The 23,476-nt window shown below is 68.3% G+C and carries 21 protein-coding genes; 6 read left to right on the top strand and 15 right to left on the bottom strand.

Annotated elements, in window-relative coordinates:
* Window position 1 precedes the first annotated feature (1 nt).
* A complete protein-coding gene (locus ACIA75_RS04980; protein ID WP_011206895.1) occupies window positions 2–208 on the bottom strand; it encodes a cold-shock protein in 207 nt (68 codons plus the stop codon).
* A gap of 435 nt (window positions 209–643) precedes the next feature.
* Between ACIA75_RS04980 and ACIA75_RS04975 the strand changes: the two genes are divergently transcribed.
* Window positions 644–3,010 carry a DEAD/DEAH box helicase gene (locus ACIA75_RS04975; protein WP_397099992.1) on the top strand — a complete coding sequence of 789 codons (2,367 nt, stop codon included), beginning with the start codon at window positions 644–646 and terminating at the stop codon, window positions 3,008–3,010.
* 237 nt (window positions 3,011–3,247) lie between these two features.
* On the opposite strand, the gene ACIA75_RS04970 is transcribed toward ACIA75_RS04975, so the two are convergent.
* The 7 genes from ACIA75_RS04970 to ssd all read right to left on the bottom strand — a co-directional run bounded on the left by ACIA75_RS04970 (window position 3,248) and on the right by ssd (window position 8,248).
* Complete coding sequence (locus ACIA75_RS04970; RefSeq protein ID WP_397099989.1) at window positions 3,248–3,607, bottom strand: Rv3654c family TadE-like protein; 360 nt, start codon at window positions 3,605–3,607, stop codon at window positions 3,248–3,250.
* A gap of 101 nt (window positions 3,608–3,708) precedes the next feature.
* Entirely contained in the window at window positions 3,709–4,023 is a 315-nt protein-coding gene (locus ACIA75_RS04965; protein ID WP_397099987.1) for a TadE family type IV pilus minor pilin, read from the bottom strand.
* A gap of 109 nt (window positions 4,024–4,132) precedes the next feature.
* Entirely contained in the window at window positions 4,133–4,369 is a 237-nt protein-coding gene (locus ACIA75_RS04960) for a DUF4244 domain-containing protein (RefSeq protein WP_397099984.1), read from the bottom strand.
* A 76-nt stretch (window positions 4,370–4,445) separates the two neighbouring features.
* Complete coding sequence (locus ACIA75_RS04955; RefSeq protein WP_397099982.1) at window positions 4,446–5,036, bottom strand: type II secretion system F family protein; 591 nt, start codon at window positions 5,034–5,036, stop codon at window positions 4,446–4,448.
* Between the two features lie 94 nt (window positions 5,037–5,130).
* Window positions 5,131–5,949 (bottom strand): hypothetical protein, encoded by an 819-nt coding sequence (locus ACIA75_RS04950; RefSeq protein ID WP_397099980.1) that lies wholly within the window; start codon window positions 5,947–5,949, stop codon window positions 5,131–5,133.
* Window positions 5,946–7,145 carry a TadA family conjugal transfer-associated ATPase gene (locus ACIA75_RS04945; protein WP_397099978.1) on the bottom strand — a complete coding sequence of 400 codons (1,200 nt, stop codon included), beginning with the start codon at window positions 7,143–7,145 and terminating at the stop codon, window positions 5,946–5,948. Before ACIA75_RS04945 ends, ACIA75_RS04950 begins: the two co-directional genes overlap by 4 nt.
* Window positions 7,142–8,248 (bottom strand): septum site-determining protein Ssd, encoded by a 1,107-nt coding sequence (gene ssd, locus ACIA75_RS04940; protein ID WP_397099976.1) that lies wholly within the window; start codon window positions 8,246–8,248, stop codon window positions 7,142–7,144. The genes ACIA75_RS04945 and ssd overlap by 4 nt, the downstream gene beginning before the upstream one ends.
* Before the next feature lie 365 nt (window positions 8,249–8,613).
* On the opposite strand from ssd, the gene ACIA75_RS04935 reads away from it, so the two are divergent.
* Entirely contained in the window at window positions 8,614–9,447 is an 834-nt protein-coding gene (locus ACIA75_RS04935; RefSeq protein WP_397099974.1) for an HAD family hydrolase, read from the top strand.
* A gap of 482 nt (window positions 9,448–9,929) precedes the next feature.
* Here the strand turns inward: ACIA75_RS04935 and ACIA75_RS04930 are convergent, their stop codons facing one another.
* The 5 genes from ACIA75_RS04930 to ACIA75_RS04910 all read right to left on the bottom strand — a co-directional run bounded on the left by ACIA75_RS04930 (window position 9,930) and on the right by ACIA75_RS04910 (window position 16,088).
* The gene (locus tag ACIA75_RS04930) at window positions 9,930–10,676 is read right to left on the bottom strand and encodes an oxidoreductase (protein WP_397099972.1); all 747 of its coding nucleotides are present in this window, start codon (window positions 10,674–10,676) and stop codon (window positions 9,930–9,932) included.
* 65 nt (window positions 10,677–10,741) lie between these two features.
* On the bottom strand, window positions 10,742–12,397 hold the full coding sequence (locus tag ACIA75_RS04925) for a dipeptide ABC transporter ATP-binding protein (RefSeq protein WP_397099970.1): 1,656 nt from the start codon (window positions 12,395–12,397) through the stop codon (window positions 10,742–10,744).
* 151 nt (window positions 12,398–12,548) lie between these two features.
* A complete protein-coding gene (locus ACIA75_RS04920; protein ID WP_397099968.1) occupies window positions 12,549–13,502 on the bottom strand; it encodes an ABC transporter permease in 954 nt (317 codons plus the stop codon).
* 14 nt (window positions 13,503–13,516) lie between these two features.
* On the bottom strand, window positions 13,517–14,443 hold the full coding sequence (locus ACIA75_RS04915) for an ABC transporter permease (protein WP_397099966.1): 927 nt from the start codon (window positions 14,441–14,443) through the stop codon (window positions 13,517–13,519).
* A 31-nt stretch (window positions 14,444–14,474) separates the two neighbouring features.
* On the bottom strand, window positions 14,475–16,088 hold the full coding sequence (locus ACIA75_RS04910) for an ABC transporter substrate-binding protein (protein WP_397099964.1): 1,614 nt from the start codon (window positions 16,086–16,088) through the stop codon (window positions 14,475–14,477).
* Window positions 16,089–16,471: 383 nt separating this feature from the next.
* On the opposite strand from ACIA75_RS04910, the gene acs reads away from it, so the two are divergent.
* The 4 genes from acs to ACIA75_RS04890 all read left to right on the top strand — a co-directional run bounded on the left by acs (window position 16,472) and on the right by ACIA75_RS04890 (window position 21,404).
* Entirely contained in the window at window positions 16,472–18,418 is a 1,947-nt protein-coding gene (gene acs, locus ACIA75_RS04905) for an acetate--CoA ligase (RefSeq protein WP_397099962.1), read from the top strand.
* Window positions 18,419–18,640: 222 nt separating this feature from the next.
* Window positions 18,641–19,852, top strand: a complete 1,212-nt coding sequence (nhaA, locus tag ACIA75_RS04900; RefSeq protein ID WP_397100943.1) for a Na+/H+ antiporter NhaA — start codon at window positions 18,641–18,643, stop codon at window positions 19,850–19,852.
* A 37-nt stretch (window positions 19,853–19,889) separates the two neighbouring features.
* Complete coding sequence (locus ACIA75_RS04895; RefSeq protein WP_397099960.1) at window positions 19,890–20,387, top strand: phage holin family protein; 498 nt, start codon at window positions 19,890–19,892, stop codon at window positions 20,385–20,387.
* Between the two features lie 48 nt (window positions 20,388–20,435).
* Window positions 20,436–21,404 (top strand): alpha/beta fold hydrolase, encoded by a 969-nt coding sequence (locus ACIA75_RS04890; protein ID WP_397099958.1) that lies wholly within the window; start codon window positions 20,436–20,438, stop codon window positions 21,402–21,404.
* Between the two features lie 148 nt (window positions 21,405–21,552).
* Here the strand turns inward: ACIA75_RS04890 and ACIA75_RS04885 are convergent, their stop codons facing one another.
* Together ACIA75_RS04885 and ACIA75_RS04880 are read right to left on the bottom strand one after the other, a co-directional pair.
* Entirely contained in the window at window positions 21,553–22,746 is a 1,194-nt protein-coding gene (locus tag ACIA75_RS04885; protein WP_397099955.1) for a MarP family serine protease, read from the bottom strand.
* Window positions 22,743–23,444 carry an NUDIX hydrolase gene (locus ACIA75_RS04880; RefSeq protein ID WP_397100941.1) on the bottom strand — a complete coding sequence of 234 codons (702 nt, stop codon included), beginning with the start codon at window positions 23,442–23,444 and terminating at the stop codon, window positions 22,743–22,745. The genes ACIA75_RS04885 and ACIA75_RS04880 overlap by 4 nt, the downstream gene beginning before the upstream one ends.
* Between the last annotated feature and the right edge of the window lie 32 nt (window positions 23,445–23,476).

Raw genomic sequence — 23,476 nt, 5'->3', positions numbered from 1 at the left:
CTCAGCTGAGCGCGCGAACTCCGGTGGCCTGTGGGCCCTTGGTGCCCTGGCCAACCTCGAACTCGACCTTCTGATTCTCTTCGAGGGTACGGAACCCCGAACCCTGGATTTCGGAGTAGTGGACGAAGACGTCCGCAGAGCCGTCTTCGGGCGCGATGAAGCCGAAGCCCTTCTCCGCGTTGAACCACTTCACAGTTCCCTGTGCCATTCTGTTCCTTCTCTTTTCTTACTCGGAACGGCGGACAACTGGGTTTCGTCCACCGGGCCCGTTCCGAACCGCTGTACTCTGGACTCCCGTGGGGGCCTTTCGTATGCGGTTCGCAACATCGATCCTGCCCAGGGTTTGGACTTTGCATCCGTTCCCTCGAACACAGAAGCTTGCGACCGAGACCCAGTGAACCATGTCTTTGGGAAATTCAACAGCGGAGTTACCGACAATTTGCAAAAAAAATGATCTCGCGAATGCGGCGGTACGGGATAACCCGCCGGAATCTGAACCTCCGGTATGTTTGCCTACCGATAACCAGCCTACGGACGGTGTACCCAGCTGTGACCCAGATCGCTATTGGGTATCGAAACCGCAGGCAACGGACGGTGGAGGACGATGTTTCACACCATCCGGCGGCACGGAAGGCACGGCGGCATGACTCGCGAGATCCAACCCGAGACCAGTTATGGCCGATCGTTGCTGAATCGTGTCCTGCACGGGATCGCGGACACCGATACGCGTCTGACGCATATCGCGGAGATTCCGGGCCGCCCCGCGGTGACCGCGGAATGGCCGCTGTGGGCGGCGACCGCTGTCGTCGACGCGCTACACGCGGAAGGTGTCGCGGCGCCGTGGACCCACCAGACCGCCACCGCGGAATTCGCCCACAACGGGCGGAATGTAGTCGTGTCGACCGGCACCGCTTCCGGGAAATCACTGGGCTACCAGCTCCCGGTGCTGACGGCATTACATGACGACCCCCGTGCCACGGCGCTCTATCTGGCACCGACCAAAGCACTCGGCGCCGACCAGCTCCGGATGGCCGGTGAGCTCACCCGGCACCGGTCGCTGCGGAATATCGCGATAGCCGCCTACGACGGCGATACGCCCACGGAGATCCGGCAGTGGGTGCGCGCGGAAGCCCGGTGGGTGTTCACCAACCCCGACATGTTGCACCTGAGCCTGCTGCGATCACATCAGCGCTGGGCTCGGCTGTTCCGCCGGCTGCGCTACGTGGTGGTCGACGAATGCCATGCCTACCGGGGGATCTTCGGCTCACATGTGGCGCTGGTGCTGCGCCGTTTACGCCGCTTGGCCGCGCATTACGGTGCCGATCCGGTGTTCGTGCTGTGTTCCGCCACGGCGGCCGAACCGGCGGAAGCGGCGGCACGGTTGATCGGCGCCGACTGTGTCGCAGTGACCGAGGACGGGTCCCCGCGCGGCCCACGCACCGTCGCGTTCTGGGAGCCTCCGCTGCTCACGTCGGTGCGGGGCGAGAACGGTGCCCCGGTGCGCCTGGGCGCAACCACCGAGGCGGCCCGGATAACCGCCGACCTGGTATTGGAGGGAGCCCGCACGCTGACGTTCGCCCGGTCCCGGCGGGCTGCCGAGTTGATCGCCCTGCACACGCGTCAGCGACTCGCCGAAATCGACGCCGACCTGGCCGAACGCGTGGCCGCCTACCGGGGCGGTTACCTGCCCGAAGACCGCCGGGAACTCGAGGCGGGGCTGGCCGACGGATCGCTGCTGGCCGCGGCGACCACGAACGCGCTGGAACTCGGTGTGGATATCGCCGGGCTGGACGCGGTGGTACTCGCCGGTTTCCCGGGCACTGTCGCCTCGTTCCGGCAGCAGATAGGCCGGGCCGGGCGGCGGACGCAAGGCGCTCTGGCCTTGCTGGTGGCGCGCGACGACCCGCTGGACACCTACCTGGTCCATCACCCGGAAGCCCTGCTGGAACGCCCGGTGGAGGCCACGATCATCGATCCGTCCAACCCCTATGTCCTCGGCCCCCAGCTGTTGTGCGCGGCCATGGAACTACCGATCGACGATGCCGCGGCCGAGCAGTTCGGCACCCACCGCGTCCTCACCGAACTGGCAGGTCGAGGTCTGATCCGCCGGCGCAGGGCCGCAGGCGGCCACCGCTGGTTCTATACGGCCACCGAGCCGCCCCACGATTCGGTGGATATCCGGGGCGGCATCGGCACCCAAGTAGCGATCGTGGTCGGCGAGACCGGGCGATTCCTGGGCACCTCCGACCCGGGGCGCGCCCTGGCCACCCTGCACCGTGGTGCGGTTCACCTGCACCAGGGGGAGACCTACGTGGTGGAGGAACTCGACCTCGAAGACGGCATCGCCCTGGTGCGCGAGGAGAGTCCGGGCTGGACCACCAGCGCCCGGCAGACCACGTCGCTCACCATCGATTCGGTCCGGGAAAGCAAGACATTCGGGCAGGTCACGACCGCTTTGGCGACGGTCACGGTACACAGCCAGGTCGTGGGTTATCTCCGCACCTCCATCACCGGCGAGGTACTGGACCTGGTCGAACTCGACCTGCCGCCGCAGCGGCTGCCCACCACGGCCGTGCTGTACACGCTGACCCCCGAACTGCTGGCCCGCGCCGGTATCGCTCCGGCCGATGTGCCCGGCTCGCTGCATGCCGCCGAGCACGCGGCGATCGGGCTGTTGCCCCTGGTGGCGACCTGCGATCGGTGGGATATCGGCGGTGTTTCCACCGCACAGCATCCGGACACCGGCCTGCCCACCGTGTTCGTCTACGACGGGCAGGCCGGCGGTGCGGGTTTCGCCGAGCGCGGCTATGTACTGCTCCGCCGGTGGCTGGGCGCCACACTCGCCGCCGTGGAGTCGTGTTCCTGCCCCTACGGCTGCCCCTCCTGTGTGCAATCACCCAAGTGCGGAAACGGGAACGACCCCCTCGATAAGGCCGGAGCCGTCAAGTTGTTGACGGCGATTCTGACCGAGCTGGCCGAGCCCGGCCGTCCGGACCACCTTTCCGGATGAAACATCCAGTTCAGAGACTCCTATCGGCACAGCGAACCCGACACACTCGCCGACCGCGGGAGATTTAAGAGGAACACGATTCTGTTAACTGGATTGTTGCCATATAACCGCCCGGTAGCGGCCGGTTATATATTCGGATCATTTCAATAACAAACTATCAATTCCAGTAACGGGTGATTAATTGCCGAAGCTAAGCGAATACCGTATTCGCCGTTAACAAGTTTCTGCGAAGTCCGATCACCACCGTTCTTCGACCGGGCCGGCCCGCGCAATCGCTCGTATACTCCGCATCCCGAACGGACCCACCGGTACTTTTTCTTCGACCTCGATCACGACGTCCCATCCGGCAACTTCGCACCGCGCGACTCCGACCTCCATTCGCCGGCCGAGGAAGTCAGCGGCAGCGCACCCGGCTCGGGCACCGTTACGCAGTTCGCCCGCGGCGGCGAGCGCCGCGAGATCCGCCGCCGCCTGCGCCCGGTGCCGGGCCACGACCACCCCGCCGAGCTGGAGGACGAGCACGGTGAGCGCGAGCAGCGCCGCCAGCGCCAGACACGCGGCCACACTCGCCGAGCCTTTTTCCCGGCGCAGATCCATGCCTCGGCTGTCCCCGGCCCGCCGCCCGCATCCAGCGACACGATCACGAACGGCATCCGCACTCCACCAGAGCACGAGCGACGCGCCGACATTCCGGCGTTTCACGTGCCCTCACCCGGCTCCCGGACGGCGACAGCCTCGGCACGGAGTTGGAGCGCGGGCAGCAGCGGGGTGTCGGCGGCGACGACCGCGACCACCCGGTCGCCCTCGTACCGCAGCGAAATATCGGCCCCGTCCGGCGCCACTCGCTGCGCGGCCGGCACGGCGGCTTCCCTATCTCCCCGGGCGGCCAGCCGAGCGGCCTCGCGAGCGGCATCGATACAACGCACCTGGGTAATCACCGCGAACACCGCACCCACACACAACGCGACCGCCACGGCGAGCGCCCCGAGCGCGATCGCCGCCTCGACCGTCACCGAACCCGTGTCGTCACCCAGTGCCGTCCGGCACCGGACCGGTGGCTTGTCCCCCCGGGTTGTCCGCCGAGCGCGACGATCACGCTCGGCGCAAGGCCACGACCGGTTGCTACACACTGGTGTTCAGTGCCTTTTCGATGATTCCGGTCAGTGCGTCGGGAATGCTCTCCCCGGTCACCACGGTGTACAGAACGGCCCCGAACGCCGCCGCGGCAATGGTTCCGATCGCGTACTCGACAGTGCTCATCCCCTCATCGGCCGCCCAAGCGCGAAGCAGACGGGCATTGATCTCCCCGTTGGCTGCCCGCAGCTGCCGTACCGTCCGCCACTCGGTCAGTTTCCGCATCTGTCTCCCCTTCTCTCATCCACTCGCACGGCCGATCCGTGCGTAGCTCATCTCGGCACCCGCATCGCGGTAGCCGTCACATCAGGGCGCCACCCAGCACCCGGCCAGCCAGTCCCACGATCACCGGCACGATTCCCAGGCAGACGAAGGCCGGCAGGAAACACAGCCCCAATGGCCCGCCGATCAGCACACCGGCACGTTCGGCCCGCGCGGTCGCCGCCTCCTCGACCAGGGCGCGGTGCTCGTCGGCCAGCTCACCGACCGCTGCGGCCAGCGAGGACCCGGAACGCGCCGACCGGCGTGCCAGCCGTGCGAGGGCTTCGAACTCGGGCGGAGCCGCGGCCGACGTGGCCCATGCGGTACCCGGGTCCGCACCCATGGCGAGTAGATCGGCCGCCCGCCGCAGCAGGGCCGCCAGCGACGCCGGGCAGCTGGGCAGCACAGCACGGACAGCTGCGTCTGCCGGTAATCCGGCGCGGAGGCAGGCCGCCAGCAGATCGAAGAGCGTGGCGACAGCCACCGGGTCGATCGGACCGCGCGCTTCGCGTACCACCCTACGACCGCCGACCGGATCGGTACGCAGCCGCGCGACCGCCGAAACCCGGCCCGGAACCAGGAGTAACGCCCCTGCCAGAAACAGGTACGGCCACACCGCCGCGGTTGCCATCAGTCACCCCCGGATGAGCTCCCGTGGCGGCCGGGCCGCCCACCGGACAACGACGAGCCCGGGATCCACCCGGGTACCAACCGATCGGAGGTGGTCATCGCGGTACCACCCGGCGGGTTATTTCGTCGGCCCAGAGCAAACCGGCGCACGCCAGGCCCGCACCCAGCGGTAGTAGATAGGTCCCGACTGCCGAGAACAGGAGCACGCGTAGCGGATTCGCGCCCATCAACTGCCCCAGGCCGATGCCTAGCAGCGGCAGCACCGCCAGAATGGCGGCAGTGGCACGCGCACCGGCCAGGGCGGCTTCGGTTCGGTTCCGGAACTTGATCCGGGCCGCCAGATCGGCGCGGGCGGCGGCCAGCAGCTCGGCCAGGGCGAGCCCGTGGCGTTCGGCGACCTGCCATGCGTCCCCGACCCGCGCGAGCTCGGAAGCGATCACCGTCTCGGGCCGGAGCAGTCCATCGGCTCCGGACCCACCCAGCCGGCTGCGCGCCGAGCTCACCGCGAAGGCCTGCGCGGCGATACCGGCCGTCTCGCGCGCGGCGACAGCGGCGGCAGCACTGGGATGAGCGCCCACGCGCAGTTCCGCGATCACCGCCGCCAGTCCGTCGAGCAAATGGCCGCATTCGGTGCGGTGCAGCCTGTCCCGGCGAGCCCGGCGCAGCCGAACCGTAGCGGTGGCCACGATGAGCAGGGCGCACATCAGGCTTCCACTGCCCAGGCCCAGCGCCACCGCACAGCCGAGACCTGCCGCTCCACGGACAACCCACCGCATCGGAACGCGGCGCGACGCACGTGACTCGAAGATCTGCCCGAACCGCCGCCGGCCGGCCGGTGCGGGGAGCAACAGGAGTGCCAGCATTGTCCATCCGAGCGCCGTCACTGCCGGCCCGGCCGGTTCCACGAGGGTCATCCGGCCGGCCGTTCGTCGAACAACGCGTCCAGGCGCGCTGCCCCGGGCCCGGGGCCGTCCGCTCGCCAGGCGGGGCAGATCTCGACCCAGCCGTCGATTCCCCGCTGCACCATGCCGATTTCCCGGAGGCTGCGCGTTCCATCGGTGTGCCGCTGCACATGGAGCACCACCTGGACCGCCGCGGCCAGCTGACTGTGCAGGGCGGCCCGGTCCATACCGCCCGATGCGGCGAGGGCTTCGAGCCGGGCCGGAACCTCGCGCGGCGAGTTGGCGTGCACCGTCCCCGCGCCGCCGTCGTGGCCGGTGTTCAATGCGGTCAGCAGGTCGACGACCTCGGCTCCGCGCACTTCCCCCACCACGATGCGGTCCGGGCGCATCCGCAGGGCCTGGCGCACCAGATCCCGCAGGGTGATCTCACCGGCACCTTCGATATTCGCGGGCCGGGCTACCAGCCGGACGACATGTGGGTGCTTCGGCGCGAGTTCGGCCGCATCCTCCACACAGACGATCCGCTCCCGCCGGTCGACCTCGGCGAGCAGTGCCGCCAGCAGAGTGGTCTTGCCCGCTCCTGTTCCGCCCACGACAAGGAAGGCCAGCCGCGACCGGATCATCCGGCGCAGTATGGCTTTCGCTTCTACTGGCAGCGTCCCCACCCGGCACAGTGCGTCCAGGCCCTGGGTCGCGGGGCGCAGAACACGCAATGAGAGGCAGGTACCACCGAGCGCGACCGGTGCCAGTACCGCGTGCAACCGGACCCCGAAGTTGCGCCCCAGCACCATTTCCCGGCCGGAGAGCCGGCCGTCCACCCAGGGCTGGGCGTCGTCGAGCCGGCGGCCCGCCGAGAGCGCGAGCCGCTGGGCCAAGCGCCGGACGGCGGCCTCGTCGGGGAAGGTTATCGCCGTCTTCTCGACCCCGCGACCTCGATCCACCCATACCGCGTCCGGTGCGGTGACCAGCACATCGGCGACCGCAGGATCGTGCAGCAGGGGTTCGAGAAGGCCGGCCCCGGTGAGCTCGGTCTGCAGGAGCCGCAAGGCGCGCAGCAGGTCGGTATCGCCCAGTACGCCGCCGGCTTCGGCGCGGATAGCGGCCGCGACGCGCGCCGGTTCCGGCTCGGCGGATTCACCGGCCAACCGACGGCGCACCCGGTCCAGCAACTCGGCGGTGACGACCGTGTCCTCGGTACCGGTGTTCATCCGGCGCGCCGCTCGTCCGGTGGGCTCAGTACCGAGAGCACCGCATCACAGGCAGTACGTAGCGGACCGCGGCGTAACCGCAGGCCGCCGCGTTCGAGGCGGGCCGCGAGGCCGGGCTGCGCACGAACCGCTGCCAGCAGCGGAAGGTCGAGAACCGCAGCGATCTCGTGCCCGCGCAGGGTACCGGGTGCGGGGCCGCGCACGACCAGCCCCTGGTTCGGATTCCGGCCCCTTATCCAGTGCGCGACCGCCTGAGCCGCTGCCACCGAGCGGAGCCGCGCGGGTACTACGAGTACCACCAGATCAGCGGCATCGAGGATCCGATCGATATGCGGACCGCGTTCGCTGGAGATATCGCAGACCACCAGATCGCCCGCCCCGCGGGCGGCTTCGACCACCGCGTGCGCCGCCGCGGCCCCGATCGGATTCGTCCGGCCGCTCCCCCGGCCGCAGGACAGCACCGAGAGGCCGGCTCCGGCGCCCGGCAGGGCGCTGTGCAGTTCGGCGGCCGCCACCCGGCCGTCGTCGACGACCAGATCCGGCCAACGCAGGCCGGGTGCGCCTTCGATGCCGAGCAGGAGATCCAGACCACCACCGTGCGGCGCGCCATCGACCAGAACGGTATGCGGCCGGAAACCGGCCGTGGCAGAACGTAAGGCGATCGCCGCCGCCAGGGTGGATGCTCCGGCACCACCGCCCGAACCGGCGAGGGCTATGACGACTCCGCCGTCGGCGTGCGGGCCGGCGTACTCGGCGAACTTCTCGATGAGCCCCACCGCGGCGGCGGGGAGGGCGACCACCCGTTCGGCGCCGACCACGGCCGCCGCCTGCCAATCGGCCAATTCGGGCTCACCGTCGGTAACGGTGACCACTCCGCTGCGCCGCGGTGGCGCGGACGCGGCGCATTCCACCGCGGCCGGGGTATCGAGCACGATGAGCGGCGCTACCGCCCAGGGGTGGCGGCCGGCGGGCGGGGTGGCTTCTTCGATGCGCCGACCGGCCGCCGCGGCTACCCGGCGGACTTCCTCACGTAACCGATCATCCCGGATGAGCACCAGCACAGCGGGTTCGGTGGCTTCCGCTGCGGTCGCGTCGTGGTCCATGGAGACCAGCGTGACTCAGGAAATCAGCTCCGAAGCGAGCCCGGACGGCGAGTGTGGACAACTCGCGAGCTGTGGACAACTTCCGCATTCGCGGCGCCGTCCCTTGAATAGAGGACGGCCCCAGCCGGGGGGGGAGGAGGCTGGGGCCGTCGGGGTTCAGCCCCGGGGGGTCGGGCTGAACGCGCCTGGAACATGTCCAGGTGACAGCCATACTACACCCAACTCCCGACGAGAACGCAAGCCCCGCGGCAAAGAAGTTCCCCAGCTCACGGTCACCACCTCCATCGGGGTAAAACCACAGGTCAGGTCCGCCGAAACCACCCTGCGGCACCGACACGCCACGCGCAGGTGCCTATTCTGAACCCGTGACGAACCCCGCTGATACGCCACCGGTTCCCGGCGCTCGCCACAGCGCGAACGACCGTATCGCCGCGTTCTTCGACCTGGACAAGACGGTGATTGCCCGATCGAGCACGTATGTGTTCAGCAAGCCGTTCTTCGCTCAGGGCCTGATCAACCGGCGGGCGGTACTGGAGAGCAGCTATGCCCATTTCATGTTCCTGCTGTCGGGCGCCGACCACGATCAGATGGAGCGGATGCGCGCCAATCTGACCAATATGGTCGCCGGCTGGGAGGTCGCCCAGGTCCAGTCGATCGTGGCCGAGACCTTGCATGAGCTGGTGGATCCGCTGATCTACGCGGAGGCCGTCGATCTGATCGCCGACCACCGGATCCGTGGGCACGATGTGGTGATCGTCTCGGCCTCCGGCGAGGAGGTGGTGGCACCGATCGCCGAGGCCCTGGGAGCGACGCATACCGCGGCGACCCGCATGGAGGTCGCCGACGGGAAGTACACCGGCGGGGTCGATTTCTACTGTTACGGGCAAGGCAAGGTCACCGCCATCGAAAAACTTTCCGCCACTGAGGGTTACGACCTGTCGCGGTGCTACGCGTACTCCGATTCGGTCACCGACCTGCCGATGCTGACCGCGGTCGGCCACCCGACCGCGGTCAACCCCGATCGAAATCTGCGGCGTGAGGCCACGGCCCGGGGGTGGCCCATCCTGACTTTCTCTAACCCGGTTTCACTGTGGTCACGGTTCGGAACCCCCTCGAAGACGGCGGCCACCGGTATCGCCATCGGGCTGAGCGCGCTGGCCGCCGGCGCGCTCACCTATCGCCTCTTGAGACGACGCTGAAGACCTTTCCGACCTGGACTTATAGCATATGACTCCGACCAACGTCGGCCGTTCTCGAATGTTCGGCGAAGTTCCCCGAAGCCTTGATGTGAGAGCGCTCACAGTGTAGAAATGGAGTCACGGAAGGACGGAAGGCCAAGGCGGAGCCGGAAGAGAAGGTTCAGTCTCCCGACCACCCTTCCCAGCACGGACACCAGGCACCCACGCGGAGCTCGCCGCGACAAGGGCAGGAGTGTTGTGGGCCTGCGAAATCCGGTCCGTTGCCGGCGATGGCCTCGCATAGCTGCGGGGATGAGCTGCTGCGGATTCCGGAGGAACGCCGAGGCCGGAGAACACAACCCATTTCAGCACGCATGGTAACCGGGTAGTCCGTGCTCGCGGGCGGTGAGGTCCAACGACCACGCCGCCCGCTTTAATGTGCGGGGACCGGTCCAGTGAACGTAGGCGCCCAGGTATCGAGCCTCCAGGAGAGCGGTCGGTGATCAGCCCGCTGCCGCGTCCGCGATCGACAATGCTTCCCGGGCACCGTCTTCGAGGGCCCCGCAGCAGAAGATCACCCAGCCGCCGACCCCGGCGGCCGTCCCACCGCCGAATCCGGCTGCCGCGTCCAGATAGGCCTGCCGACGCCGCAACAAGAAGACCTCCGGCACGCCGAGTGCATGCGGATCCAGCCCGCTCGACACGGTGACCAGGCGCGACGCGGCGCGTGCCACCAGTCCGTCCGCCGATCCGAACGGTTTCAGCGTCATCAGCTCGCCGTGGACCACGGCCGCTGTCACCGGCGCCGGCGCGGCGGTCGCGAGCAGGGTCTGGGACAGCACGTCCAGGCGTTCGGCCACGCCACCATCGGCACGCGGCCGGCCCAGTTCGCTCTCGTCGGCGACCAAGTCCGCGGCGGCCAGCAGGTGCAGCCGGGCCAGCGCCTGCAGCGGCGCCCGCTCCCAGATACCGACGAGATTGCGCAGCGCGTCACCTTCGAGCGCCTGCCCTACACGCAGCGCACCGGCCAGAATGGGGTCGGCGACCGCACCGTCGGCCGGAAGTTCCGTGCTACCGCCGTCGAGCGCCGCCGACGAACGGGCGCCCCGGACCGCGGCCTCCGTCGCGGTGGCGGGCCAGCCGCGGCGGTTCGTTTTGTGCCGGTGCACCTCGGCCAGCGCGTCACGCGCCTTGTCTGCGGCGGCCCGGACGCCGGGCAGGTCGGCGAGGGGCGCGAGCGGATCGGTCACGGAGTAGCAGGCTACGCGGCTCGCCGCCGCCGCGGGCGGGCCCCCCGGACGGATACTGATACCGGTCACCCCACTGTCAGGCTGCGGCCGGGGATGGCCGCGAGCAACCGGCGGGTGTAATCCTCACCCGGCGATTCGAAGATCTGCGCGGTCGGCGCTGCTTCGACGATGTTGCCCTCGTGCATGACCAGAACCTCGTCCGCGATCTGCCGCACCACCGCGAGGTCGTGGGTGATGAACAGGTAGGTGAGACCGAGCTCTTGTTGCAACCGGCCGAGCAGATCGAGGATATTGGCCTGGACGAGAACGTCGAGCGCCGACACCGCCTCGTCGCAGATCAGCAGCTCGGGGCCGAGGGCCAGTGCCCGGGCGATGGCGACCCGCTGACGCTGTCCGCCGGACAGTTCGTTCGGATAGCGGGCCGCGACACTGCTGGGCAGCGCGACCTGATCCAGCAGCTCGCGGACCCGGGCATCGCGTTCGGCGCGCGAACCGAGGTGATGGGTGTACAGCGGTTCGGCGATGCACCGGTGGATCGAGTACATCGGGTCCAGGGATGCGTAGGGGTTCTGGAAGATCGGCTGTACCCGGCGCCGGAACCGGGTCTGTTCGCGGCCGGTCAGCCGGTTGATATCGGTGCCGTCGAAGATCACCGAACCGGAGCTGGGTTCGAGCAGTCCCAGCACGAGCTGCGCCACGGTGGATTTCCCGGACCCCGATTCGCCGACCAGAGCGGTGGTGGTGCCCCGGTGCAGCCGGAACGAAATATCCTCGGCTGCGGTCGCCTCCCTGGAGCGCCACGGGGCCGAGCCGCGGACCCGATACCGTTTGGTGAGCCGGTCGGCCACCAGGATCGGCTCCCGGCCGTCCTCCGCACGGCTGGGCTCACTGTCCCGGGAACGTCCGGCACGGCGCCCGGCGGCCAATGAGGGCGCCGATTCGACCAGCTTGCGGGTGTAGGCGTGGCGCGGTTCGCGCAGCAGCTCCAGCGCCGGCCCCGATTCGACGACGCGGCCCTGATACAGGACAACCAGATGTTCCGCGCGTTCGGCAGCCAGCCCGAGATCGTGGGTGATGAGCAGCATCGCTGTACCGAATTCACCGGTGAGGCTGTCGATATGGTCGAGGATGCGGCGCTGCACGGTGACGTCCAGTGCCGAGGTGGGTTCGTCGGCGATCAGCAACGCCGGCCGCGCGGCCAGAGCCATCGCGATGAGCGCGCGCTGCCGGAGCCCACCGGACAGTTCGTGCGGATACTGGCCGGCCCGATGTTCGGGGTCGGGCATCCCCGCGGCGCGCAACAATTCGACAGACCGCTCGCGAGCGTCCCGGCCCCGGGCCACACCGCTCGCCGCGAGCGTCTCCCGGACCTGGAAACCGATCTTGTAGACCGGATCGAGATTCGACATCGGATCCTGTGGTACGAAACCTATCTCGGTGCCCCGGAGGGCGACGAGCCGGGATTCGGAAGCATCGGTCAGTTCCGCACCGGCGAAGCGGATACTGCCCCCGGCGATCCGGCCGCCGGGGGGCAGCAAGCCGAGAACCGCGTGCGCGGTGGTCGATTTACCGGATCCGCTCTCTCCCACGATCGCCACGGTCTCGCCGGGATAGACGGTGAGATCCACCCCGCGGACCGCCTCGATTCGGTCGTTGCCGGACCCGAATGCGATACGGAGGTCGCGGATTTCCAGCAGCGGGGTCTCGTCGGCGGTCGTCATCGTCGCGTCCTGTCCAGCAGCCGGGACCGCTGCTCACTCGGTGTGCGGGTGCCGCGCGCACCCCGGGCGCGCTCGGTGCGCCCCGCGGGCGCGGTACGAGCGCGTTCGGTGGACGTCGCTCGCCCCGGTTGCCGGCGCCCGGCCCGGCAGCTCATCGTTTCCCTCGCGCTTTCGGATCGATGGCATCGCCCAGGGCATCGCCCAGCATGATGAAGCCGAGGACCGTCAGCGCCAATGCGGTGGCCGGATAGAACAGGATCAGTGATCCGCCCCGCAACTGCTGTTGACCGGTCGCGATATCGGCGCCCCAGGAAACCACCGTGGGAGGCAGGCCGACACCCAGGAAGGACAGCGTCGCTTCGGTCACGATGAACACCCCCAGCCAGATAGCGGTCACCACGATGACGGGGCCCACCGAGTTCGGCAGCACATGGCGAACGAGAATACCCAGGCGGGAGACGCCCAGAGCCCGTGCCGCCAGTACATACTCGCTGTTCTTCGCCGCGATCACCGAACCACGGGCGATCCGCGCGGCCTGCGGCCAGGTGAAGCCCGCCAGGGTAACGATCACCAGCCCGATCGTGCGCTCGGTGGACAGCTGCATGAGCACGATGGCGGCGAGCATGAGCGGGATCGCGTAGACGATTTCCGAGAGGCGGGAGATCACCGAATCGAGCAGCCCGCCGTAGTAGCCGGCCACCGCCCCGAGGGTGGCGCCGAGCAGGACGAACAGTATCGCCGCGCCGACGCCGGTGAGGATCGAGGCACGCGCCCCGAAGATGGTCCGGGCGTAGATATCGCAGCCCTGCAGGTCGAACCCGAACCAGTGCGCCGAACTCGGGGGCAGCAGGCTGTTGTCGACCAGGCAGTAGCGCGGGTCCTGATCGGTGAACAGACCGGGGAACGCCGCGACCACCAGCACCAGCGCGATGAGCACCGCCGCGATCCAGAACAGCGGATTACGCCGCAAGTTCCGCCAGGCCTGACCCCAGAATCCGCGCGGGGCGCCCGCGACCCGCAACCGATCGGTGGCCTCCACCTGGACAGCGTCCGGTTCGGCGACCCAGCGCTGCCGGTCACGCCGGACCGGTGACTCATCGGACATGGCCGTACTCCTGTTCAGGCATAGCGAATCCGGGGGTCGAGCAGCGCGTACAGCAGGTCCACCACGAGGTTGGCGAGCAGGAACACCACGATCAGCACGGTGACGAAGGAGACCACTGTCGGCGCTTCACCGCGCACCACTGCCTGATAGAGGGTGCCGCCCACGCCGGGGATATTGAAAATGCCCTCCGTCACGATCGCCCCGCCCATCAGGGCACCGAGATCGGCACCGAGGAAGGTGACCACCGGGATCAGCGAGTTCCGCAGGATGTGCACGGTGACCACCCGGCGCCGGGGCATGCCTTTGGCCGTCGCGGTGCGCACATAATCGGCGTCGCGGTTGTCCGCGACCGCGTTGCGGGTCAGCCGGAGCACGTAGGCGAACGAAAGCGCACCCAGCACCATCGCCGGCACCACCAGCCGACTCCAGCTCGCGTCCGCCCCGACCGTGACGGGCGCGATACCCCATTTCACACCCAGCAGGAACTGCGCGAGGAACCCGAGGACGAAGACCGGTACCGCGATCACCACCAGACTCACCACGAGCATGGCCGAATCGAACAGTTTGCCCTTGCGCAACCCGGCCAGCGCGCCGAACAGGATCCCGAACACCGCTTCGAACAGCAGCGCCAGCACCGCGAGACGGAAGGTGATCGGAAAAGCCCGCACCAGTTCGTCTTTCACCGACCGACCCGAGAACGACGTGCCCAGATCGAAGGTGAAGATGCCCTTCAGGTAGTAGAAGTACTGCACGAAGAAGGAGCGGTCCAGGTGGTAACGCGCGCGCAGCTGCTCCTCGAGGGCGGGTGTGAGGGTGCGGTCACCGGCCAGCGCCGCGACCGAACCGCCGGAGATCTTGTAGATCAGGAAGTAGATGAGCAGGGTGGCGCCGAAGAACACCGGAACCATCTGCAGCAGCCGCCGCACTACGTACCAGGCCATGCGCTCTCCTCACGCCTGCGGGATCCGGGCGTCATATCAGTTCGAGATTCTCGAAGTCCGCCATACCGTTCCAGCCGAAGTCGACGCCGCGGACGCGCTCGGAGTATCCGGACGAGTTCACGTAGTCGAAGATCGGGATGGTCGGCATATCGTGCAACAGCACCGTTTGTGCCCGGGCCACCAATGCCCACGATTCGGGCTCGGTCGGCGCGGCTTCCGCGGCCGCGATGAGGTCGTCGAATTCGGGGTTGTGGTAGTCGAAGTCGTTGGTTGCGGAGTTGCCGAGGAAGGACGGCTCCAGGAATTGGAGCATGGTCGGGTAGTCGCCCTGCCAGCCGGAGCGGAAGGCTTTGCCGACGGTCTTCGTGGTGATCTGATCGCGCAGCTGTTTGAACGTCGGGTAGGCGGCCCCGACCGCCTCGATGCCGAGTGTGTTCTTGATACTGTTCGACACCGCGTCGACCCAGGCCTGGTGGTCGCCGTCGGCGTTGTAGGCGATCTCGAAACGGCCGCTCCACGGCGAGATCTCGTTCGCCTTCGACCACAGCCGGCGGGCTTCGTCCGGGTTGTACTCGAGTACCTCGGCGCCCGGCAGATCACCGTCGAAACCCGGCAGCACACTCGAGGTGTAGTCGCGTGCGGGAGCGCGGGTGCCACGGAAGATCTTGTCACCGATCGCCTGGCGGTCGATCGCCCTCGATAGGGCGTGCCGGCGCAACCGGCCTTCTTCCCCGCCGAAATGCGGTAGCCCGGGCTGGGTGCCTATCCATTGATTCTTCGCGGTGGGTGCCGCGACCGCGCGCTCCCCCAGATCGGCTTGTGCCACGGTCAGCGCACTGGTGGGAAGCGTATCGAGCACGTCCAGATTACCGGCCAGCAGATCGGCGTAGGCGGCGTCGAAATCGGAGTAGAAGATAAAGGTCAGGCCCTTGTTCCGGGAGGGCCGCCCACCGCGGTAGGACTCGTTCGGCACCACATCCAGTTTCACATCGTGCTGCCAGGCCTCCGGGCCGGCGAAGCGATACGGGCCGTTGCCGATCGGATGTTGTCCGAACGCCTCCATATCCGCGAAGGCCGATTCGGGGAGCGGATAGTAGGGCGCGTAGGCCAGCCGGGTCCGGAAATCGATGGTGGGCGCCACCAGGTCGACGGTGAACGTGAGATCGTCGATCACCCGCAGCCCCGACATGGTCCGCGCGCGCGGCGGGTCGGCCTGCACATCGTCGAAGCCGACGATCGGCTCGTAGGTGTAGCTCTGCAACTGTGCGTTGGTGATCAGAGCGCCGTAGTTCCACGCATCAACGAAAGAATGTGCGGTGACCGGTGATCCGTCGCTGAAGGTCCAGCCCGGTTCGAGGCGGATCCGGTAATGCTGCTGGTCGGCCGTCTCGATGGACTCGGCCACCTCGTCGTGCAGACTGCCGTCCGCCGCGATCCGCCGCAATCCCGAGAACAGTCGATCGATGATGCGGCCGCCGCCGTTCTCGTTGGTATTCGACGGCACCAGCGGATTCTGCGGTTCCGAGCCGTTGACCGCGATGGAGTCACCGAGGGCCGGCGTCACTGTACAGGCGGGCAGCACCGCCACGGTGGCCAGAATCAGTACCAGGCCGACGGCCCGCAGCGACCACGATGCTCCCCGCACACACACTCCCCGACTCGTCGTTCGCCCCGTTCGTGTTCACCGGCGCCCGCTCGGCGTAGCGGAGCCGAGGCCCCTCGGGCGCCGCCGCTGCTCCCGCGGAACCGCGCATCCGTGCGCGGAGTTCGCGGGCGGCCCGCGGTACCGGACCGACCGGCACCCGCGGAGTCGTCTGAGAATATCGGCCCGCGCCGTATCGCGCGCGACTTCGTGCACTTCGAGCCGGGTGGCCCCTATCCGGCTCCGAGCGACCGTTCGTCCGATCCGGGCAGCCGTTCACCCCATGCCAGCGGCCATTCGCCGGGGATCCGCTCGGCCCGATCGCGGAGAGTTTAGGGTCACAGGTGGCCCCTCATGGTGCAGGTAACGCGAAGGAAGTGACACAGATGACCGAACAGCCGGACACCTACCCGCCGAGCGCGGAGTTCGCTGCCGCGGCGAATGTGGATGCGGGTATCTACGAGCGGGCCGCGCAGGACCGCGAAGGTTTCTGGACGGAGCAAGCCGACCATCTGCACTGGCATCAGCGGTGGAATCAGGTGCTCGACTGGACCGACGCTCCCGTGGCGAAATGGTTCGTCGGCGGTCGCCTCAATGTCGCGTACAACTGTGTGGACCGCCATGTCCTCGAAGGCCGCGGTGACAAGGTCGCGCTGCACTGGGAGGGCGAACCGGGCGATTCCCGCACGATCACCTACTCGGATCTACTCGCCGAGGTCGGCCGGGCGGCCAACTATCTGACCGGACTCGGGTTGACGGCGGGCGACCGGGTCGCCATCTATATGCCGATGATCCCCGAGACCATCGTCGCCATGCTGGCCTGCGCCCGGCTGGGTCTCCCGCATTCCCTGGTGTTCGCCGGTTTCTCGCCGACCGCACTGCGCCAGCGGATCGACGACGCCGAGGCCCGCCTGGTCATCACCACCGACGGCCAGTGGCGGCGCGGCAGCGCGGCCCCGCTCAAGGAAGCCGTCGACGAGGCGCTGTTCGCGCACGGTGATGTGCCGTCCAGTGTGGAGCACGTCCTGGTGGTCCGCCGGACCGCCACCGAGGTGCCCTGGACCGAGGGCCGCGACCTCTGGTGGCACGAAACCGTCGCGAATGCCGACCCCGTGCACGAGGCGCAGCCCTTCGACGCCGAACATCCGCTGTTCATCCTCTACACCTCCGGTACCACCGGTAAGCCGAAGGGCATCCTGCACACCAGCGGCGGGTATCTGACCCAGACCAGCTACACCCACCGCGTGGTGTTCGACCACAAACCGGAGACCGATATCTACTGGTGCACCGCCGATGTCGGCTGGGTGACCGGGCACAGCTATATCGTCTACGGTCCGCTCGCCAACGGCGCCACCCAGGTGCTGTACGAGGGCACCCCGAACTTCCCCGATGAGCACCGGCACTGGCAGATCATCGAGAAGTACGGCGTCACGATCTACTACACCGCGCCGACGCTGGTCCGTACCTTCATGAAATGGGGCCGCCAGATTCCGGACGCGCACGATCTGTCCTCGGTCCGGGTGCTCGGTTCGGTCGGCGAGCCGATCAACCCGGAGGCCTGGCGCTGGTACCGCGATGTCATCGGTGGCGGCAGCGCACCGATCGTCGACACCTGGTGGCAGACCGAAACCGGCGCGATCATGATCTCCCCGCTGCCGGGGATCACCGCCACGAAGCCGGGCGCCGCGATGACCCCGCTGCCCGGTATCTCGGCGACGGTGGTGGACGAGGAAGGCAATACGGTGCGCCGCGGCGAGACCGAGGCCAACGGTTACCTGGTGCTCGACCAGCCGTGGCCGTCGATGCTGCGCGGTATCTGGGGCGATATGGAGCGCTACCGGGCCACCTACTGGGAGCGTTTCGCCGAGCAGGGCTGGTACTTCGCCGGTGACGGCGCGAAACTCGATGTCAACGGCGACCTGTGGGTGCTCGGCCGGGTGGACGATGTGATGAACATTTCCGGGCATCGCATCTCGACCGCCGAGGTCGAATCCGCGCTGGTCGGCCATTCCGGGGTCGCGGAGGCAGCGGTGGTCGGTGCCAGCGACGAGACCACCGGCCAGGGCATCGTGGCCTTCGTGATCCTGTCCGCCGACGCCACCGATACCGGCGCGGCGATGGTCGGCGAACTGAAAGCCGAGGTGGCTCGTGCGATCAGCCCGATCGCCCGGCCCCGGGAGATCCACGTGGTGCCGGAACTGCCGAAGACCCGCAGCGGCAAGATCATGCGCCGGCTGCTCCGCGATGTGGCCGAGGGCCGTGAACTGGGCGATACCTCGACCCTCGTCGACCCGCAGGTTTTCGAGAACATTCGCGCTGGTCGTTCCGACTGATTCGCGCCGGTCCGGGCGGGCGTAACACGCCCGCCCGGACCCGGTCCGCGCCGACAGCGCGCAGCGGACATCGCCCGCCCGTCGGCCGGGAGAAGCCCGGCCGTTAAGATTGCTTACGGTGTGCCGGGAAGTCTGGTCGGCGAGTTTTCGTGCGCCCTCCGGACCGTCACCAGGGGGTTCGCGGACAAGTCAGATGTCCGTACGACCGAAAGGTTCCCCGTGCTGAGCAGCCCCCGGTCGGAACTCGCCAGGTATCTCCGTACCGAAACCGTCGGTGGCGCACTGCTGCTGATCGCCGCGGCGGTGGCATTGCTCTGGGTGAACTCCCCGTGGGGCGACAGCTATCTGACCCTCACCGAAACCCATCTGGCGATCCCGCCGCTGCACCTGGATCTGACCCTGGCGGACTGGGTCAAGGACGGGCTGCTGGCCATCTTCTTCTTCGTAGCCGGGCTCGAACTCAAACGCGAACTCGTCGTCGGCGAACTCGCCGACCCCAAACGTGCCGCGCTGCCGATCATCGCCGCCGCGGGCGGTGTGGTGACCCCGGCAATCATCGCCTACACCGTCGGTTTCGGTGTCGACGGAATGGATCGCGGCTGGGCCATCCCCGTCGCCACCGATATCGCCTTCGCACTCGCCGTCCTGGCGATGACCGGCTCCCGGATCCCCGCCAGCGCCCGGGTCTTCCTGCTCAGCCTCGCCGTGGTGGACGATCTGATGGCCATTGTGCTCATCGCCGTCCTGTTCACCACGGGCCTGGCCTTGACCTGGCTACTCGCGGCACTCGCCTGCTGCGCGGCCTGGTGGTTCGCCCAGCACAAGCGCTGGAACTCCCCGCTGATCTATATACCGATCGCGCTGGTGTGCTGGTATGCCCTGCACGAGGCCCATATTCATCCGACACTCGCCGGGGTCGCGTGCGGTCTGCTCACCAGAGTCCGCCCGGACGAGGGTGAGCGCGAGGCGCCGGCCACCCGCTGGGAGCACCGGGTCCAGCCGATTTCGGCCGGGCTGTGTGTGCCGCTGTTCGCTTTGTTCGCCTCGGGCGTGCCGCTCAACGGCGAAGTCCTGGGCGATCTGTTCACCGATCGGCTGTCCCTCGCGATCATTCTCGGCCTGCTGCTGGGAAAGACCGTGGGTATCTTCGGGATCAGCTGGCTCGCTATCCGCACCGGGATCGCCAAACGGCCCGCGCACCTGGGTTATCGCGATATGTTCGCCCTGTCGGTGCTCGGCGCGATCGGGTTCACCGTTAGCCTGCTCGTGGCGGAACTGGCGCTGGAGGAATATCCCGAATCCGCCGAACTGGCCAAGGCGGCGGTCCTGGTGACCTCCATGGCCGCATCGCTGGCGGGTTCGGCGCTACTGTTGCGGCGTGGGCGTGTCCACCAAGCACGGCGGGACGCGGATGCGCTAGAACCAGAACAGTAAGACCGAGCAGGATCGGGACAGGGAGAGGGTCGACCACGTGAGTGTGACACAGGGCGGTAACGGCGACGGCGCGCGAGGCGGCACGGTCACCTCGATTCCGCTGTCCGAGATCGACCCGCACGCATCGGCCAGTTTCGGCAGTCTGGTCCGCGACGCCTCCGAACAGGTCTCGACCCTGGTCCGCGCCGAGGTGGCCCTGGCCAAGGCCGAGGTCACCGGTGAGATCAAGAAGGGCATGCAGGGCAGCGTCTTCTTCATCGGCGCATTGACTGTGCTGCTGTTCAGCAGTTTCTTCTTCTTTTTCGCCGTCGCCGAAACCCTGGACATCTGGCTCACCCGCTGGGCCGCGTTCTGGATCGTTTTCGCGTTCATGATCCTGGTGACGGTGGTGCTGGCGTTCCTCGGCTATCGCAAGGTCAAGAAGCTGCGGGCACCGGAGAAGACGATCGACTCGCTCAAGCAGACGCGCACCGTCCTGCCGTCCGGTTTCGGCAGTCACGACGAGCCGGTCGCACTGGACAAGTCCACCCGCTGAGCGGGCCAGACACCGGGCGGGGCCGGGCGTTCACTACGCTCGGACGCCGTGGCGTCGAACTTTCCACCGGACCCGTCGAGCGTGCGCTACGACGGTGGCTGGACGCACCGTGATGTGCACGCCAACGGCATACGGCTGCATATAGCCTCCGCCGGCCCCGGCGATCCCGAGGCACCCCTGGTGGTGCTGCTGCACGGGTTCGCGGATTTCTGGTGGTCCTGGCGGCATCAGCTCACCGCCCTGGCCGACCTGGGGTACCACGCGGTGGCGGTGGACCTGCGTGGCTACGGCGACAGTGACAAACCCCCGCGCGGCTACGACGGGTGGACCTTGGCCGGTGATATCGCCGGACTGATCCGCGCGCTCGGCTACAGCAGCGCCACGCTGGTCGGCCATGCCGACGGCGGCCTGGTCTGCTGGGCGACCGCGGTCCTGCATCCACGGCTGGTGCGGGGGATCGCGGTGGTGTCCTCACCGCATCCGGCGGCCCTGAAGAGTTCGGTCCTGCGCGACAACGCGCAGCGCCGGACCTTCCTACCAGGATTCCTGCGCGCCCAGCTCCCCCGGTATCCCGAACATCTGCTCACCCGCGAGGACGGCCGCGGTGCCGCCGATCTGCTGACCGGACGTAGTTCGACGGCCTGGTCCGGCACCGTGGAATGCGCCGAGACAGCACAGCGGATGCGTTCGGCAATCCGGATCCCCGGCGCGGCGCACTGCGCGCTGGAGTACAAACGGTGGGCCTTCCGCAGTCAGTGGCGCGCGGACGGGCGCCGGTTCATCGCCGTGATGCGCAAACCCGTCGACATACCGGTGGTGTCGCTGCGCGGCGAATTCGACCGATACATCCTGCCGCACACCGTGCACCGTGGACCACAGCTGTCCCCACGCCGCCGGGTGGTGACCGTCCGCGACGCCGCGCATTTCGCGCATCAGGAAAATCCGGACGCGGTCACCGCCGAAATCGCGAAACTCCTCGCCAGTCCGGACTACCGAAGACGCGACAGCTCCGTCTGACCGATCACCGCCCCGAGGTACCGCGACGCCCGTGCGCCGCCGGCCGCGGCGCAGCGGTAGCCCACCCACCGAATGCATCGGCTCGATGCCCGGCCCGCGAACCCGGCCGCTCCTTACCGCGGCCTGGTGCGCCCAGCGCAGGATGCGGTCAGCTCAGGACACAGGGGCCCGTAGCGACCGGCAGGGTGGACGCAGGAGCCGCGGTGACCCGTTCCCGGACCTCGTTCAGCGTCAGCACATATCCGGTGTCGTCGTCGGTGACCGCGGCACCGAACACCACACCCAGCACGTTCCCCTCGGCGTCGACCAGCGGTCCGCCCGAGTTACCGGCCCGCACCTGACCCCGCACCGTGTAGACCTCGCGTTCGACCGTCCCATCCCGGTAGATGGTGGGCCCGGTGAGGTCCAGGGTTTCCCGGACCCGGGCCGCGCTCGCCGTATAGCGGCCGCCACCCGGATAACCGAGCACGATGGCGCTTTCGCCCGAAGCGGCCGGTTCCGGCGCCTGCGGGATCACCGGCGCCGTCAGCCCCGGTACCAACAGCACCGCGATATCCATGGACGGATCGAATTCCACCACAGTCGCGTCCAGCGGTCCGGCCGCCGAATCCACCGTCACACTGGTGGTTCCGGCCACCACGTGCGCATTCGTCATCACCCGCTCCGGTGCCACAACAAACCCCGAACCCTCCAGTGCCCGCTGGCAACTCGGCGCGACACCGCGGATCCGCAGCACACTCTGCTGCAGCGATTCGGCCACCGGGGTGCTCAGCACACTGGGGTCCGGTGGTTCCACCGCGGCGATGGGCGCGCGGCCGAACGGTCCGATGACGTCCGGCAGGCCCGAGGTGTTCAGCAGCTTCGAGAACTCGTTCGGCAGCGTGCGCAACCAGTCCGGCGCGACCCGGTTGACATCGGCGAGCACGCGGGAACTGTTGATCGCCGCGGCGATTGCCGGCTGCGAGGAGGTCGCCAGCGGCAGCGCCAGCAGCCACGCGGTCACCAGTACGGCACCGGCCATGAGCACCGCGCCGACCGAGCTGTCGGCCCCGCGCGCGAACGGATGCCGCATCCCGCTACGCGCCGCCCGGCCGAGCACCATCCCGGCGATCTCGCCGACAATCACCAGCAGCACGATGAGCAGTACACCGGCCAGCACCCGGCTGCGGCCCTCGTCGATGTGCACGAGGATGTGCGGGGCGATCAGGATGCCGGCGACAGCGCCCAGCACTACCCCGAGGAATGCCAGCGCGGAACCCACCGCACCCTGCCGCCAGCCCGAGGAGGCAGCCAGCAGCGCCAAGATGACCACCGCGATATCGAGCCACGCCGAAGAACTCACAACACCATCCCCACCGCGGCCAGCGCCTGTTCCAGATCACGCACGTCGGTTCGGTCCCATTCCGATTCCCAGCCCAGCGAAGTCACGAGTCCGGCCAGTATGCCGCCGGTCAGCCCCCACACCAACATCCCGTCCACCTGAAACGCCGGACTGTGGTAGCCGAGCGCGCTGCGCACCATGAATCGATTGGCCGGATCGAGCAGGTCGGCCATCGGTACCCGGACCACCCGATCGGTTTCCGCGCGGTCCATCACACGGACCTCACTCGGAGTCCGCCAGTAGGCGACGACCGGTGTCACATCGAAACGCGAGGGCGGTACGAACAGCTTCGGCAGGGTCGTGATCGGCTCGACCCCCGCCCGATCGAGCCCGGTCTCTTCCCATGCCTCCCGCAGGGCGGTGCCGACCGGCCCGTCGTCATCGGAATCCACGGCACCGCCGGGAAAGGCGACCTGCCCACGATGGTTACGCATGGTGGACGCGCGCTGGGTCAGCAGTACCTCGGCGTCCGCGGGCAGGCCGCCGGGCGCCGCCGGATCCCCGGCCGGGTCACCGGCGAACAACACCAGCACGGCGGCCTGCCGGACCTGACCCGCCATCGCGCGGCGCAGTGCCCGCGCCCGGCCCAGGGTGTCGGAGAAATCGGGCTGCCCGGGACCGGCCGCCCCACTCAACCAGGACGGCAGTTCACCTTCGATCACTAGATCTCCCTCGAAGTGTCTGCATGCGG

The organism is Nocardia sp. NPDC051750, assembly GCF_044453135.1.
Lineage (GTDB): Bacteria > Actinomycetota > Actinomycetes > Mycobacteriales > Mycobacteriaceae > Nocardia.
Note: the sequence above shows the minus strand (reverse complement) of the source record. Positions and strands in the feature narration are given on the sequence as shown.